The sequence below is a fragment of the Pseudoalteromonas sp. BZK2 genome, assembly GCF_014349195.1.
Lineage (GTDB): Bacteria > Pseudomonadota > Gammaproteobacteria > Enterobacterales > Alteromonadaceae > Pseudoalteromonas > Pseudoalteromonas simplex.
The window spans coordinates 63,805-78,761 of sequence record NZ_JACSOG010000003.1; the positions used below are offsets into that span (position 1 = coordinate 63,805).

A 14,957-nucleotide genomic window follows, 5' to 3' on the forward strand; every position below is an offset into this window, starting at 1 on the left:
GCCTATATTTAAATTCTAAAGAGAAATAACATGCAGATCAGTAAAGACGCAGCGGTTGAGTTTCACTACACACTTAGTGAAGCAGGCGAGCAAATCGAATCAAGTAAAGATGGCGAGCCACTTTCATATATCCATGGTACTGAAGGCATGCTTCCTGGTCTTGAGAAAGCCCTTGAAGGTAAAGCGGCTGGCGATAATTTTAGCGTAACACTTGAGCCTAGCGAATCTTACGGCGAACGCGTTGATAACCTAATTCAACGTATTCCACTTAAGCACTTACAAGGCAACACAAAAGTGTGGAAGCCAGGTATGACTGCTATCGTTCATTCAAATCAAGGTCGTCACCAAGTGACTATTGTTAAAGTAGGTCGTTTCAATGCAGATTGTGACTTAAACCATCCATTTGCAGGTAAAACGCTGACATTTGACGTTGAAGTAATTAATGTTCGCCAAGCGACAGCTGAAGAATTATCTCACGGCCACGTGCACGGTGAAGGCGGTTGTGGCCACAGCCACTAAGGGTAAATAATGACAAACGTTGCAATTGTCACCGGTGGCAGTAAAGGTATTGGCAAAGCGATAGTCGAGCGTTTAGAGCGTGAAGCCTACACAGTTTATAACTTAGATATTACCCCATCAGAGGGCAATTATCGCCACTGTGATGTCAGTGATACTCAGCAAGTGAAGTCGGCTATCGCCGATATTGTTGCAGAAGAGGGTCGTGTCGATGCTTTAATTTCTAATGCGGGTCGTCATTTAAGTGCCAACATTGAAAATACCGACGAAGCAACGTTTGATGCCCTATTTGCGCTCAATGTGAAAGGTGCCTATGCCGCAATTCAAGCTGTATTACCTAGCATGAAAAGTCAGCAAGGCGGCTGTATCGTATTGGTTGCCTCTGATCAGGCAATTATCGGCAAACCAAACTCGTTTGCTTATAACCTGACCAAGCATGCACTGGCTTCAATGGCAAAAACGACAGCGCTGGATTATGCCGCGTTTAACATTCGTGCTAACGCTGTGTGCCCAGGTACAATAGAAACACCACTGTTTCATAATGCGATTAATGCCTACTGTCAGCGCAGTGGTGCAGATAAAGCAGAGATTGTTGCTGAAGAAGCCGCGCTGCAGCCGTTAGGCCGTTTAGGGCAACCCGAAGAAATTGCTGCTTTGGTTAATTTTTTAATAAGCCCAGAAGCGAGCTTTATTACTGGCAGCTTACAAAGTATTGATGGTGGATACACCACGCAATGAGCGACAAAATTATTGACCCTCATGTGCACTTTTTTAACCTCACTGAGGGTCAATACACTTGGCTACAAGGTAGTAATCCCCCCGCTTGGCCAAATCTAGATAAAATTAAAAAGCAAATTGTCGCTTCTGAACTTAAAGCTGCTTGTCCATTTCAACTAGAAGCCTTGGTGCATATTGAAGCTGGCTTTGATAATCAAGCACCAATTAATGAGCTCAATTGGCTTGCAACGCATTTAGACGACATTCCGTATCGCGCAATCAGCTACAGCCCGATTGACGCATCTCCCAAGCAATTTGAAGCGTCACTCAATAAGTTAGAACATCCATCTTTAGTTGGTATTCGCGATATAACAGAAGGTGATGAAGCTAGGCGCTTATTAACTCCCCACTGCCTAGATAATCTAGCTTTTATCGCAGCCGAAAACTTACACTTTGAAGCACAGTTTGAAATTGAAAACATACAGGTAACTGAGCAGCTTATTAAGTATTGCACAGCACTACCATCACTACGTGTGGTGATTAATCATTTAGGCTTTATTAGTGATGAGCAAAGATGGCTTGAAGCAATCATTAAACTCAGCCGCTGCGATAATATCGCGATAAAGTTCTCAGGGTTGGAGTTCACACAAATTGCCACAAACAAACACCTATGGCTGGTTGATAATTTAGTTAAGTACTTTGGTGAGCATCGCGTTATGTTTGCCAGTAACTTTCCTGTATGCCAAATAAATACCAGTTACGAAAACTGCTGGCAACACTATCACTCACTGTGCTCGCTGCCGAGTTTATGGCATCAACTTAGCTATAAAAACGCCTACGAAATCTATCTAATTGCTTAAAAACTAGCTATATTCAAATAAGTTAATTTATCTGGAACTCTGTTTTATGTTTAATGCTTTAAAAAAACCTATGGCAAGTAGTGCCTTTATTTGCTCACTGATTTTAGTTGGTTGCGGTGGTTCCGGCAGTTCAGATTCAGACGTAATTGCTAGTGAAGACATCACTTGGACTCAAGGTGTATTTGAGCCATCAAGCAAATTTGATCAACAATGCCAAGCACTCAATGAGAAGCATTGGTTACGAGCTTGGAGTCATGAAACTTATCTGTGGTATGACGAAATAGTTGATCGAGACCCCGCACTAACTGAAGGAGTATTAAATTATTTCGCTTTATTAAAAACTGAAAACACTACAGATTCAGGTGCTAAAAAAGATAATTTCCACAGTAGTTTACCCACAGCTGAATGGCAAGCTCAAAGCCAATCAGGGCAATCTTTTGGTTATGGTTTCAAACTTAGATTGATAAGTGCGGGCGCCCCCCGCCAAGGCATTATTTCCTATACTGAGCCAAACTCTCCTGCATCAAACTTGAATCTTGGCCGAGGATTAGAAGTAATCGAAGTGGATGGTGTCGACTTTGTAAATGCAACGACCCAAGCAGAGGTTGATATATTGAATGCAGGCCTATTTCCATCTGAGTCCGGCAAAGTTACTTCATTTGCATTTCGAGATATAAATACCAGTGAAATTCGTGAAGTGAGCATGACTGCACAAACTATTACTGGCCAAGCAGTTAGTAACGTTAAAACATTTGCGGATGGTGAAGTGGGTTATTTCCAGTTTAATCGCCATAATGCAGTTGCAGAAAAACCTCTGTACGACGCATTTAACAGCTTAGCAGCAAGTAATATTAAAGATTTAATTATTGATATGCGTTACAACCCAGGCGGATTCCTTCAAATGGCAAGTCAGGTTGCTTATATGGTGGCAGGCGAGAGTAATACCAGTGGCAAAATATTTGAACAGACTATTTTTAATGATCAACACCCAACTTTTAACCCTATTACTGGGGAGCGCTTAGAGCCTGTTCAGTTTACTAATGAGTTTTTAGGTTTTGCAGACAATCCTGCGATTTCGCCTGGTACTTCGTTACCTTCTCTAAATTTAGAGCGAGTCTTCGTGCTTACAACAGACAGCACCTGCTCAGCAAGTGAAGCTGTGATCAATGGCCTTAGGGGCGCTAATATAGAAGTAATTCAAATAGGCGAAACAACTTGCGGTAAACCCTATGGTTTTTATCCAACTGATAATTGCGATACCACATACTTCAGTATTCAATTTACTGGCGTCAATAATAAAGGGTTTGGTGAGTATGCTGATGGTTTTTCACCACAAAACAGCAACGATAGTGAATTTCAACCTGTAAAAATCCCAGGCTGTGCAATTGCTGATGATTTCACTCACCAACTAGGCGATGAAAATGAAGCAATGCTCAGTGCAGCACTTAGCTATCGAGATAATGGACGCTGTCCAGTAGCTACTTCAACAGTCAGTGAGCAAGGCTTTGCACCTGCTACTTATAACGATACGCCGCAAGTACGTGATATACGAACTTCAACCTTGCTTCAACAAAGTAAAATATTGAAGCAATAGGAGCGAATCATGAGAGTTCAATTAGCTAGCTTATTAATGCTTTTTACCTTACTAGGCTGTAGTGCTCAAAGCCAAGAGCCTACACCTAAATTGCAACATGCACGGCTTACTGAGCCGCAAAGTGAACTAATAGCGCAAGGCATCGCAAGGTTGATGCACAGCAAGCCAATTGCTGTTGCTGATGATGCTTTTATGAATACCAGTGTGCTTGTCACTGACAGTATGAATGTAATGGATGGGCAAGGTAACCTTATAATGGGCAAGCAACTGTCAATGCCAGAACGCTTTGAGCTACTTATTAAAAACCAAATATGCTTTGTGCGCCATTTAGATAGTAAAGCGACCGAACCTCTTCCTTTGGTGAAATGCAAACCAGTTGATTAATTCAAAGCTAAAAAGTAGATATAAAAAAAGCCCTTGCGGGCTTTTTTATAATATGTTGGTGAATATTACTTAATCTCAACACGTTGAGATCGCATAACGACTTCATCATTTAATTCAATACCGATACCTGGCTCTTCTGATACTTGGAAGAAACCATTTTTAGGTTGTGGATCTTGAATACACAATTCACGGTTCCATTTCTTAATCGCGTAGGTGTGATGTTCGTGAATTAAGAAGTTAGGAATCGCAGTTTCTAAGTGTAACGAAGCTGCAGTTGCTACTGGGCCGCCACACACGTGAGCTTGAATACGCACATCAAAGATATCAGCATAATCACACACTTTCTTAGTTTCAGTGAAACCACCACACAAGCCTAAGTCTGGCTGTAGCACATCAATACTTTGATCTTCTAAGTATGGACGCACCCCCCAGCGGTTATACAAACGTTCACCACCTGCAATTGGCACCGCTACTTTGTCAGCAACTTTTGCGTGTAATGAATGATTTAAGTAATTCACAGGCTCTTCGTAATACATACAATCGAACTCTTCAGCAATTTCACCAATTTGAATTGCTGATGTTGCGCCTGGTAAACTGTGACACTCAAAAATAATGTCAACTTCGTCACCGACTGCTTCACGAATAGCCTGCATACGCGCACGATATAATTTCATTTCTGCACGAGAAATAATGTTAGTGCGATCGTAATAAGTATTGCCGTTTTTATCGTACTGGATTGGGTCAACTTTTACCGCATCATACCCTTCAGCCATCGCCTTAAGCGCTGCTTCTGCGTATTCTTCTGGGTGAACAAGCGCTTTAAATTCGCTGTCCCAGTCAAACTGTAATTGTGATGCATAAGTACGTAGCTTATCGTTAACTTTACCACCTAATAGTTGGTAAACAGGCAAGCCTAATGCTTTACCTTTAATATCCCAAAGTGCAGTATCAATGGCGCTCATTGCTGCATACACAACAGGACCGCCACCTAAACCCCAAAAGCTTTCGCGCAGCATTCGTGACCACAGTTTTTCTGTTTGAAATGGGTCATGACCAATTAAAAAGGCATCAGCCATTTCTTTGATCATTGCCGCAGCTGCACTATGACCTAAATCATAAGCCAGACCCGCTTCACCCACACCGCTAATACCTTCATCGGTGTGAATACGCACAAAAACAGGTGTCCAAGCAGGTCTGTCTGGACAATGAATATCGAACACTTCGACGCGATTAACTTTCATGGTTACTCCTTACTGAGCAAAACTAGGATCAAGACGATAAGCTTTACGCAACATGGCTGGCCAAGCTAACTGACCACCGGTGCTGCCGCTATGCACGACATTCGCTTGATTATAAATATTATCGATAATAGGTTGTGGTACCGGGATTGCCGTTTGACCACTGGCTTGAATAGCCAATTGAATTTCACAGGCGCGCTGCAAATCATAAAAGCGCATAAAGGCATCCCCCACCGTTGGGCCAACAGTTAAGCCACCGTGATTAACCAATAACATGTGATTAGTGGTGCCTAAATCATCTTGCAAACGCTTTTTCTCATCACTGTTTACCGCTAACCCTTCGTAGCCATGATAAGACAATGATGGCAATGAAAACATTGAGTATTGGCTAAGTGGCAATAGGCCTTTTTCTTGCGTTGCAACGGCAATGGTTTCTTTTGTGTGTAAATGAATAACACAGTGAGCGTCATCACGAACTTCATGAATAGCGCTGTGAATAGTGAAACCAGCCGGATTAATTTTAAATGGCGTGTCATCAAGAATATTGCCAGCTAAATCCACCTTCACAAGGTTTGATGCCGTCACTTCATCAAAACTAAGACCAAATGCATTAACTAAATAGTGATCTGTACCCGGTAAACGTGCCGATAGGTGGGTATAAATTAAATCCCCCCATCTAAAGTGCTCAACTAAACGGTAACATGCTGCTAAATCAACACGAAGCTGCCATTCTTGTTCAGATACTTTATTTTTTAAATCGAGTTTTGGTAAGTCAAACATGGAAAACCTTGTATATGTGACACTGCACAAATAGATGTATAGAAGTCTAAATTACTATTAATAGATGATCAATAGGTGATACAAAAAGGCCACATCAATTGATGTGGCCTTTTCACGCTAAAATGGTGTTTATTTTACTTGTGATAAGTAATCAGCAATTGCAGCCATTTCTTCTTCAGATACGTTTGCAACCATTGCTTTCATCGCAGCAGCCATACCGTTGCTACGCGCACCTGACTTAATGTCTTTCATTTGTGCTAGTAAGTACTCTTTATTTTGACCATTTAATTTAGGGTACTGAGGCATGATAGGCGCTTTACCTTCTGCACCGTGGCAAGTTTGGCAAAGCTTAGCTGTGTATAGTGTTGCACCATCCGCAGCCATAGTGTTGAAAGATAGGCTTGCAGCCATTGCAATGCCAGCCCCACATAAAATTTTCGTGATCTTGCTCATATCTATTTTCTCTTTTTTGACGGGTTATTAAACATTTTCTTTAGTGTAGACCATGATTTAACAATATTGCACCCGAAAATTGTAACGGCAATAGAAACAGTCACTACCAAATTAAATCATCAGGTACTTCAAAATCAGCATACGGATCATCTTCATCCTTTTGCTTATCTTCAGGCTCAACATGGAACACTATGTAGTCTTCGCTGACTTCAGCGACTTTTCGTGCTGGTTCGTCTTCCAGTACAAAAAATTGGCCTTCTAAAACACAAATTGCTAAGCGGCCACCAGCTAGGGCCTTTTGTGTTTTTTCATTTACTTCGAGCTCTTTCACTTTATTTTGATAAGTGAAGTTAAATGTGCGATCACCACGGATTTCATCTTGGTTGTGATGCTCTAAAATCTGTTTAACGCGCGCTACTTGCTCACGTTGCTTTTGCTCTTCTAAACGCGCTTTATTAAGCTCGTCGGCTTTTTTCTGCTGCTCAAGCTTAGTTTGTTCAATATGTTTTTGCAGATCGCTAGGATTACTCGTGGCGCCTTTCTTTTTCTTCTTTTGCTGTTTGCGCTTTTCTGTTTTGGCTACTTTAGCTTTATGTGCCGTAGTAAGACCAGCTTTAAGTAATTGATCTTGTAATGAACCCATGACGAAATTCCAATTTATTAATGCGTATTAGGGTTATTTTAATCAGCTCTGCCAACAAATAACAGTACTGAGCCCACTTGATTCACAGCAATCGAGTATATTGATGTGAGATTAACACGCGATGAAATCATGACATATTGATTTAACGCAAGATTTATCATTTTAGTCGCCTTTGAACTTGTAAAAAAACCTGTACCCGATAAGCTAGGGCTTTTCCTCTTGGGAGCTAAAAATGCAGCTGCGACATTTGTTACTTTGCTCTGTGTTTATTTTCTTTGTTTTATACGCCCCACAACCCTTACTTGGATTATTTGCCAGTCATTTTTCTGTATCGCCAGCCACTGCTGGTAGCTTAATGACCGCAACTATGTTGCCACTAGCCATTGCACCTTTAGTGTATGGCTTGTTTTTAGCTAAGCGAAACCCACTCACAATTTTAAAGATTGCCATGTTTGTGTTAGCAATCAGCTGTATCGCTTTTACTTTAGCACCAAGCTTTGAGTTGCTATTACTGGTTCGTTTTATACAAGGGATCACCCTACCCGCAGCGCTCACTGCCATGACCAGTTATATTGGTGTGACTTTTCAGGCTGACCAATTACAACGTAACATGACGCTTTACATTGGCAGCACCATTGTTGGTGGCTACTTCGGACGTATGCTCGCCGCCTTGTTTACTGACTTTTTGAGCTGGCAAAGTTTTTATTATGTGATTGCGCTTGGGTTAGTACTATTTGCACTCGCCATTCCTAAATCAGGTAAAGGCGCGAGTATTCATGCTGCAAAGTCGCCGCTGTTGTATCTAAAGCAATTAAAAGATCCGTTGGTATTAAAGCTCTACGGAGCGGTGTTTTGTATGTTCTTTTGTTTTGCGGCACTGTTAAATTATTTACCTTTCATTCTGCAAGACAGTTTTGCTATCACTAACACCCGAGACATCGGACTGGTTTACAGCGGCTACTTGTTAGGCGCGCTGGCTTCCATAGCCACACCTTGGCTGTTACGAAAGTCATCAACACCTTGGCGTTTATTAACCTGGGTTTTTGTATTCTATAGCCTGACGATGGTGCTATTGATGAGCCAACAGTTATTACTTTTTGTTATTGCTTTTACTGGCTTTTGCGGTGCAATGTTTGTTATCCACTCAAGTGCCGCTCCACTGGTAAATAAAATCAGCAGCGCACCTGCAAGTGTCACCAATGGCGGTTATGTCTCGTTTTATTATAGCGGTGGGGCATTAGGTTCATTATTGCCAGGGCTGGTATATCAGCAACACGGCCAAGTTGCCTTTATGACCGTGCTACTTTTAGTCTGCTTAGTAGGTTTAAGCTTAGTTTATTTGGCAGGTAGAAATACAATACGTGGTTGATGCCCGGTACTTTCAAAAAACAGCTCTAAGTCCTCTTTTTTCATCAGCCAAGTGGCGGTATTTTCAAAAGGGTGACAATGAAAAAGCTCGTTAAACCAAATTTCTTGGTCTAGCCAAAGAGTGACATTATTTTGCTTATCGTTTAACAGTGCCAACATAGAAACACAGCCCGGTGGCACTTTAAGATAACGCGCTAACCGCTCATCAGATGCAAACCCTAAGCGAGATAACCCCTGCTGCTGAGCAATGGCTTTTAAGTCGAGCTGCTTATCGTGAGCAGTGATCACTAAAAAGTGGCGCTTACCTTCATTATCTCGTAAAAACAGGTTTTTTAATCGAGTGCCCGGTCTATCGAGCATAAACTTATCGGCATCTAAGCTGCCGTGTAATGGTGGATGCTCAATCACATCATAATTAATATCTAATTGAGCTAGCGTAGCAGCTAACTTGCTTTTATCTGCATACATTTACAAACAACGTCCTCGTAATTGCACACTTAAATCACGCCATAATACTTCGTCAATAACGTGTTTATCGTCGCAGTATTGTCGCTCTTTAAGCTCTTCATTTAATAATTCAACCGCTTGGTCTTCGAGCATAAGTTTTAAGTTGCTCGACTCTTCAAATACTTCTTGCTCGGCAAAATCTTTAAACTGCCTACGTGTCATTGGCTTATCGAGATTAATTGGGCGTCTGCCCTGTGCTTTAACTGACACCACATAGGCAAAGATTTTATTGCATTGCTCGTCATTCTTTTCGTAAAACTGTTTATTATTGATTTCAAAAGGAGGCGCTTCTTCTTGGCTTGCGCAACCGGCAAGTAAAACAACCAAAAGCCATGCTATTTTTTTCATTATTGGATAAGCCTTAAACAGTGAATGCGCTTTAGTCTACCAAAAATAAAACAACAGAGTAAAAATTCGAACATTTTAAAAAAAATACTTGACCACAAATGCAAAAATATTTAAAGTTCACCCCGCTTGAGACGCAAGACTTAAGCATCCTGTATTTAGGAATGTGGGGCTATAGCTCAGCTGGGAGAGCGCCTGCCTTGCACGCAGGAGGTCAGCAGTTCGATCCTGCTTAGCTCCACCACTTTCCTACCTCTCTTTAGGCAATCTGCCAAATTAAATATCTAAACAAACTCATATTCATATTTCGATTCGTTTTATTTATTTGTTTTAGACACAAAAAAACCGAGCAAAGCCCGGCTTTTTAAAGCAATTACTTTAGTGATTACTCACGAATTTGACCTTCGCCATTCACTAAGTATTTTTCAGTTGTAAGTGACTCAAGACCCATTGGACCGTAAGCATGTAGCTTAGTTGTCGCAATGCCAATCTCGGCACCTAAACCTAACTGTGAACCATCAGAAAAACGCGATGATGCATTAACCATTACCACAGATGCATCCACACTGCGTTGGAATAACTGCGCCGCAGCTTGGTCTTTAGTACAAATCACTTCAGTGTGGTTTGAACCAAACTTAGCAATATGATCAATGGCACCGGCAAAGTCAGGTACAACTTTAATTGCGATTTCTAAATCTAAGTACTCTTCACCAAACTCGTCGTCAGCAAGTACTGTTGCATTATCAAAGTACTCGGCAGCTTTCGCATCTGCATTTACTTTAACGCCTTCTTGACGAAGAACAACTGCACATAGGTTTAAAAACTCATCAGCGATATCTTGATGAACCACTAAACCTTCTAGGGCATTACACACACCTGTACGCTGGGTTTTACCATTTAATAGTAAATTGATTGCTACGTTCAGATCAGCGTCTTTATCTACATAAAGGTGACATACACCTTTAAAGTGTTGGATCACTGGAATAGTACTGTTTTCTGTTACAAAATTAATTAAACCTTCACCACCACGCGGAATGATTAAATCAATAGTGTCACGCTGTTGCATCAGCTCCATGAGCAGACCACGGTCTGGATCTGGGATCACTGAAATCAACGCAGCAGGTAAACCATGCTTTTCAAGTACTTTGTGCATTACACTTGCGATTGCTTGCGAGCTGCGAAGAGCTTCTTTACCACCACGTAAAATAACACCATTACCCGATTTAAAGCATAACGCACCGGCATCAGCCGTCACATTCGGGCGTGCTTCATAAATCATACACACAACACCCAGTGGTACGCGCATCTTGCTGATCTTAATACCGTTTGGACGCTCTGAAATTTCACGTAATTGGCCTACAGGATCATCAAGGCTAACAATTACTTCGATGCCTTCAGCCATTGCTTCAATGCGTTCATCGTTAAGCGTTAAACGGTCAATCATAGACGCAGCAAGGTTATTATCACGTGCTGCCGCTAAATCGCTTTCGTTCTCTTTGATGATAAACGCTTTGCTTTCGCGTAACGCCTCTGCCATCTCAGTTAACACTTGATTCTTAGTAGCAGTATCAAGTAAAGCTAACTGGGTTGCAGCTTTTGCAGCTTGACTCGAAATATCCGTAATTAAACTCATGACTTCTCCAATAATGCGATATCTTTCTCTGAAACAACTGGGCCGATTGAATCTTGCATTTTTTCGCTAAATTCACTTTGCTCGTTGTCAGCAATAAAATTCAATAAACAGCTACTGTAGTTCGCTGTTGCTTTTGCTAGACGCGTACCATCATCACTACGAACTAAAATGGTATCGCCTACGCCAAATTCTCCGTGTACTGCAACGATTTCATCGCTACGAATACAACCGTCTTCATCTTTTAATGATTCATCGAATGAACCTTCAACGACAACCTCACCCTGCTCGTTAGCTGTGTGAGTCATCCAATGCACTGCTTCTTGCATCGGTTTCTCATATGGTTTGAAGATAGTACCTGGGTTGTCACCCGCAAGCAGTCGGTTAAATGTCTCTTCTTTAAAACCATTTAAAATAAAGGTTGTAATACCATGTGAAGTGGCTTTTTCTGCCGCTTCGATTTTCGTTTTCATACCACCTGTACCAACGGCACTGGTTGCACAACCGGCCATGGCGTAAATTGATTCATCGATGCTATCAATTTCTGGTAAAAGCACTGCATCTTCATGTAAATTCGGATTTTTGTCATAAAGACCATCAACATCCGAAAAAATCATCAATGCATCTGCGTCCGCCGCTGCGGCTACCATTGCCGACAAGTTATCATTGTCGCCAACTTTTAAATCATCAGTTGTTACCGTGTCATTCTCATTAATGATAGGTAATACACCATGCTCCAGTAAGGTGAAAACTGTTTCACGAATACTGGTATAACGCTCACGGTCACGTAAGTCACCATGAGTTAATAAAATCTGTGCTGATGGGAAATCAAAGAAACGATCCCACATCGCCATCATTTCTGTCTGACCGGCAGCAGCCATTGCTTTTTTCATCGTCACTGAACGCTTTTCTTGTTCAGGGAATAAATGCGAACCAGCAGCTACCGAACCCGATGATACTAAAATAACTTCGATACCTTGCGCTCGACAGCGAACGATGAACTGTGCAATGGTCAGTAAATAACGTGAGCGACACCCGTCTTGTTCGGGTGCGATTAATGCGCTACCTACTTTTAGTACTATACGTCGCCAATTTAACTTTTGCATAACTGTTCAACTTTCCATTTTACTATCTGTTCAGTGCCAATTTGCCACTGATTAAAAGACTCGCGTTTAGCTTTACTAAACGCACTGACTATTATCACTTTGCCAAACAACTTATCTATGCACACGACTACGCCACGCAAGTACTGCGATTAGATATAGCACAACTTTTATTCAGTCAGTAGACCAAACGGTTATAAACCATAAGTTGATAAAAAGAGATAAGTGTTGTTTATGTATCGCTGTAAAAAGCTGTGTGAGGCTTTTATTAATAACAACATACATAGAGCCTATACAATCTGGTACACCAACAGATAGGGTGTAGATTGTATGACCGAGATTTAGCTGCCACGATGGGAACTAAACATTGACCAGATAATGAACTTATATTCTATTCAACACGTAATAAATACACACTGAACACGGGAAAGCTCATTTCTATTTAATTAGAAAACAAAGTGTATAAAACACTAAAATTGTTACAAGCAATTGATTATTTAGAGGTAAAGCTCTAGAAAACTGTAGCAACACCGATAAACATTTAGATATCAAATTGTTTGAACACGAAATATAATACGGGAAATTAGGGGTAAAGATCAAGGGCGAAAAGTAATCACAGCTTTTATACTTGCCATAAATAGGAAAAATAAATACTTTTTAACAATAAGTTAGATCACCATATGTTAGCCCTAATGATTTTTTCTCTGCAAACCTGACTTTTGTTTTAGATATAACCCCAAAAAGTAGTAATAACGACTAAAATCGTATTTGAAGCATCAAGTTTGCTTGTGTCTATAGTGATGAGTAAGCTTTAATAAGCAGGCAATTTTATTTCAAAGGTCTAATTGAGGATTGCATTACATCATAAATAATGTGATTCGACCTTTTTTGAACAGTAGTAACAAAAGGATAATTTATTCTATGTCAGCAATTTATATAGCAGGGATCGCATTGTGCTCAGTATTAGCACAGTGGGTCGCATGGGCGTTTCGCGTACCCGCTATTTTATTTTTACTACTAACAGGTTTAGTTTTAGGGCCATTTAGTGGCGTACTAGAACCTGACGCTCTACTGGGTGATTTACTCTTCCCTGTAGTTTCTTTAAGTGTGGCGGTGATCTTATTTGAGGGTTCACTAACCTTACACTTCAGAGAGTTAAAAGGGATTGGTAAGGTAGTTCGTAACCTCTGCTCTATTGGAATGCTCACGACTTGCTTAGTAATCAGCTTCAGCGCTTATTGGATTTTAGAGCTGAACTGGCGAGTTGCTGCAGTACTTGGGGCGGTGCTTGTTGTAACTGGACCTACAGTTATTGCGCCGCTGTTAAACTCTATGAGACCTACTCAAGATATTGACCGCATCTTGCGTTGGGAAGGTATTGTTATAGACCCTATAGGTGCATTATTCGCAGTACTAGTATTTGAAGCTGTCATGCTTGTAGGTCAAGGCGAAGTACTGAGTCATACCATTATCGCGCTCTTTAAAACCCTGGGAGTTGGTTTAACCATTGGTGTCGTTGCCGGTTGGCTTACCACATTGCTGATACGCCGAGAATGGCTACCATTTGAGTTACACAAGTTTGGCATTTTAGCCTTAGTACTGATTAGCTTTACGGTTTCGAACCACCTAAGCCATGAATCTGGCCTCCTCGCTGTTACCGTGTTTGGTATTTGGCTTGCTAACCAAGATGATCTCGAAATTGACTCTGTGCTTGAATTTAAAGAAGACCTTTCGATGATCTTAATTTCATCACTGTTCATCTTACTTGCAGCCCGACTACAGTTATCAGATTTAATGATGTTACATAGCGATGTGTTTATTTTCTTAGCCATCGTGCTTTTTGTGGCTCGCCCAGCCTGTATTGCAATATCGACCTTTAAAACTGATTTACCACTTAAGTCTCGTTTAGTTCTGTCGTGGATTGCACCACGGGGTATCGTTGCCGCTGCGGTGGGCTCTGTATTTGCTCTAAGTATGGTCGAAGCTGGCATTGCCGATGCTGAAAAAATAGTGCCACTTATATTTACTGTAATTATTATTACTGTAGTACTGCAAAGCCTTACAGCAACACCGTTGGCAAAGTTATTAAAAGTACGCCAGCCTGCGCCAAATACTATTTTAATTATTGGCGCAAACCATGTAGCCCGTGCTATTGCTTGCGGCTTAAAAGATCAAAATATTCCGGTGCACTTATCTGATCCTGCATGGGAAAACTGTAAAATGGCACGCATGGATGGCTTACCTTGTTACTATGGTAATCCGCAGTCAGAGCATGCGGAGCGTTATTTACCATTAACAACAATTCGTAGCGTACTCGCGCTTTCACCTAACCGCCATCACAATGCATTAGGCGTACAATACTTCTCGCATTTGTTCGACGAAAAGAATGTATTTTCTCTGCGCTCTTCGACTAACCATGCAAAAGCGAATAAAGACAGTGCGACCTTCTTGTCACGACAAATTCTGTTTGGCGACAATGGCGCTTATGCCCGTTTAAGCAGCTTAATTGCCAAAGGCGGCAAAGTTAGTGCGACGCGTATTTCTGAAGAGTTTAGTTGGGATCAATATAAAGAAGTTAATAGCGAAGCAATCCCATTATTTATTTTAAATGGTGAAAAAAGCGATGATGACGATACGCCTATTAAAATTCGCCCGTTCACGACAAATATGGAAAAACCTCCACAAGTAGGTGAACGTATTGTGGCACTTCAACCGCCTAAACTATCGGTGCTAAAAGACCCGAATAACGGCAAACCAAAAGAAAATAAAGAAGAGAAATAAAAAAAGGCCAGCATTAGCTGGCCTATTTATTTGCATGT

15 protein-coding genes and 1 tRNA gene are annotated in these 14,957 nt (G+C 41.2%); 8 read left to right on the top strand and 8 right to left on the bottom strand.

What is annotated here, in order from left to right; translation table 11 throughout:
- The first annotated feature begins 30 nt into the window (after window positions 1-30).
- Genes BIZ38_RS02650 through BIZ38_RS02670 form a run of 5 tightly spaced genes read left to right on the top strand, consistent with a single transcriptional unit; the run spans window position 31 to window position 4,071 of the window.
- Window positions 31-519: a peptidylprolyl isomerase gene (locus BIZ38_RS02650; protein WP_054552455.1), complete on the top strand. Its 489-nt coding sequence runs from the start codon at window positions 31-33 to the stop codon at window positions 517-519.
- Between the two features lie 9 nt (window positions 520-528).
- Window positions 529-1,254 carry an SDR family NAD(P)-dependent oxidoreductase gene (locus BIZ38_RS02655; protein WP_187489499.1) on the top strand — a complete coding sequence of 242 codons (726 nt, stop codon included), beginning with the start codon at window positions 529-531 and terminating at the stop codon, window positions 1,252-1,254.
- Complete coding sequence (locus BIZ38_RS02660) at window positions 1,251-2,093, top strand: amidohydrolase family protein (RefSeq protein ID WP_187489500.1); 843 nt, start codon at window positions 1,251-1,253, stop codon at window positions 2,091-2,093. Before BIZ38_RS02655 ends, BIZ38_RS02660 begins: the two co-directional genes overlap by 4 nt.
- A gap of 46 nt (window positions 2,094-2,139) precedes the next feature.
- Window positions 2,140-3,687 (top strand): S41 family peptidase, encoded by a 1,548-nt coding sequence (locus tag BIZ38_RS02665; RefSeq protein WP_187489501.1) that lies wholly within the window; start codon window positions 2,140-2,142, stop codon window positions 3,685-3,687.
- Between the two features lie 9 nt (window positions 3,688-3,696).
- On the top strand, window positions 3,697-4,071 hold the full coding sequence (locus BIZ38_RS02670; protein WP_187489502.1) for a hypothetical protein: 375 nt from the start codon (window positions 3,697-3,699) through the stop codon (window positions 4,069-4,071).
- Window positions 4,072-4,136: 65 nt separating this feature from the next.
- Here BIZ38_RS02670 and BIZ38_RS02675 read toward each other — a convergent pair whose 3' ends face one another.
- The 4 genes from BIZ38_RS02675 to BIZ38_RS02690 form a co-directional block, all read right to left on the bottom strand.
- A complete protein-coding gene (locus tag BIZ38_RS02675; RefSeq protein WP_054552450.1) occupies window positions 4,137-5,312 on the bottom strand; it encodes a mandelate racemase/muconate lactonizing enzyme family protein in 1,176 nt (391 codons plus the stop codon).
- A gap of 9 nt (window positions 5,313-5,321) precedes the next feature.
- Window positions 5,322-6,089 (bottom strand): class II aldolase/adducin family protein, encoded by a 768-nt coding sequence (locus BIZ38_RS02680; protein WP_054552449.1) that lies wholly within the window; start codon window positions 6,087-6,089, stop codon window positions 5,322-5,324.
- 129 nt (window positions 6,090-6,218) lie between these two features.
- Window positions 6,219-6,542, bottom strand: coding sequence for a c-type cytochrome (locus BIZ38_RS02685; RefSeq protein WP_054552448.1), 324 nt, complete (start codon window positions 6,540-6,542; stop codon window positions 6,219-6,221).
- 103 nt (window positions 6,543-6,645) lie between these two features.
- Window positions 6,646-7,185 (bottom strand): DUF2058 domain-containing protein, encoded by a 540-nt coding sequence (locus BIZ38_RS02690; protein ID WP_063701878.1) that lies wholly within the window; start codon window positions 7,183-7,185, stop codon window positions 6,646-6,648.
- Window positions 7,186-7,417: 232 nt separating this feature from the next.
- Between BIZ38_RS02690 and BIZ38_RS02695 the strand changes: the two genes are divergently transcribed.
- Window positions 7,418-8,554, top strand: a complete 1,137-nt coding sequence (locus BIZ38_RS02695) for an MFS transporter (RefSeq protein WP_166339850.1) — start codon at window positions 7,418-7,420, stop codon at window positions 8,552-8,554.
- On the opposite strand, the gene BIZ38_RS02700 is transcribed toward BIZ38_RS02695, so the two are convergent.
- The gene (locus BIZ38_RS02700; RefSeq protein ID WP_058583962.1) at window positions 8,521-9,021 is read right to left on the bottom strand and encodes a prolyl-tRNA synthetase associated domain-containing protein; all 501 of its coding nucleotides are present in this window, start codon (window positions 9,019-9,021) and stop codon (window positions 8,521-8,523) included. The genes BIZ38_RS02695 and BIZ38_RS02700 overlap by 34 nt on opposite strands.
- Window positions 9,022-9,408, bottom strand: coding sequence for a hypothetical protein (locus BIZ38_RS02705; RefSeq protein WP_187489503.1), 387 nt, complete (start codon window positions 9,406-9,408; stop codon window positions 9,022-9,024).
- A 165-nt stretch (window positions 9,409-9,573) separates the two neighbouring features.
- Here BIZ38_RS02705 and BIZ38_RS02710 point away from each other — a divergent pair.
- Window positions 9,574-9,649: transfer RNA gene (locus BIZ38_RS02710), tRNA-Ala, on the top strand.
- Window positions 9,650-9,790: 141 nt separating this feature from the next.
- On the opposite strand, the gene BIZ38_RS02715 is transcribed toward BIZ38_RS02710, so the two are convergent.
- Entirely contained in the window at window positions 9,791-11,038 is a 1,248-nt protein-coding gene (locus BIZ38_RS02715; RefSeq protein ID WP_138617986.1) for a glutamate-5-semialdehyde dehydrogenase, read from the bottom strand.
- Complete coding sequence (gene proB, locus BIZ38_RS02720) at window positions 11,035-12,141, bottom strand: glutamate 5-kinase (RefSeq protein ID WP_138600167.1); 1,107 nt, start codon at window positions 12,139-12,141, stop codon at window positions 11,035-11,037. The genes BIZ38_RS02715 and proB overlap by 4 nt, the downstream gene beginning before the upstream one ends.
- A gap of 918 nt (window positions 12,142-13,059) precedes the next feature.
- Between proB and BIZ38_RS02725 the strand changes: the two genes are divergently transcribed.
- Entirely contained in the window at window positions 13,060-14,919 is a 1,860-nt protein-coding gene (locus BIZ38_RS02725; protein ID WP_138600166.1) for a cation:proton antiporter, read from the top strand.
- Window positions 14,920-14,957 lie beyond the last annotated feature (38 nt).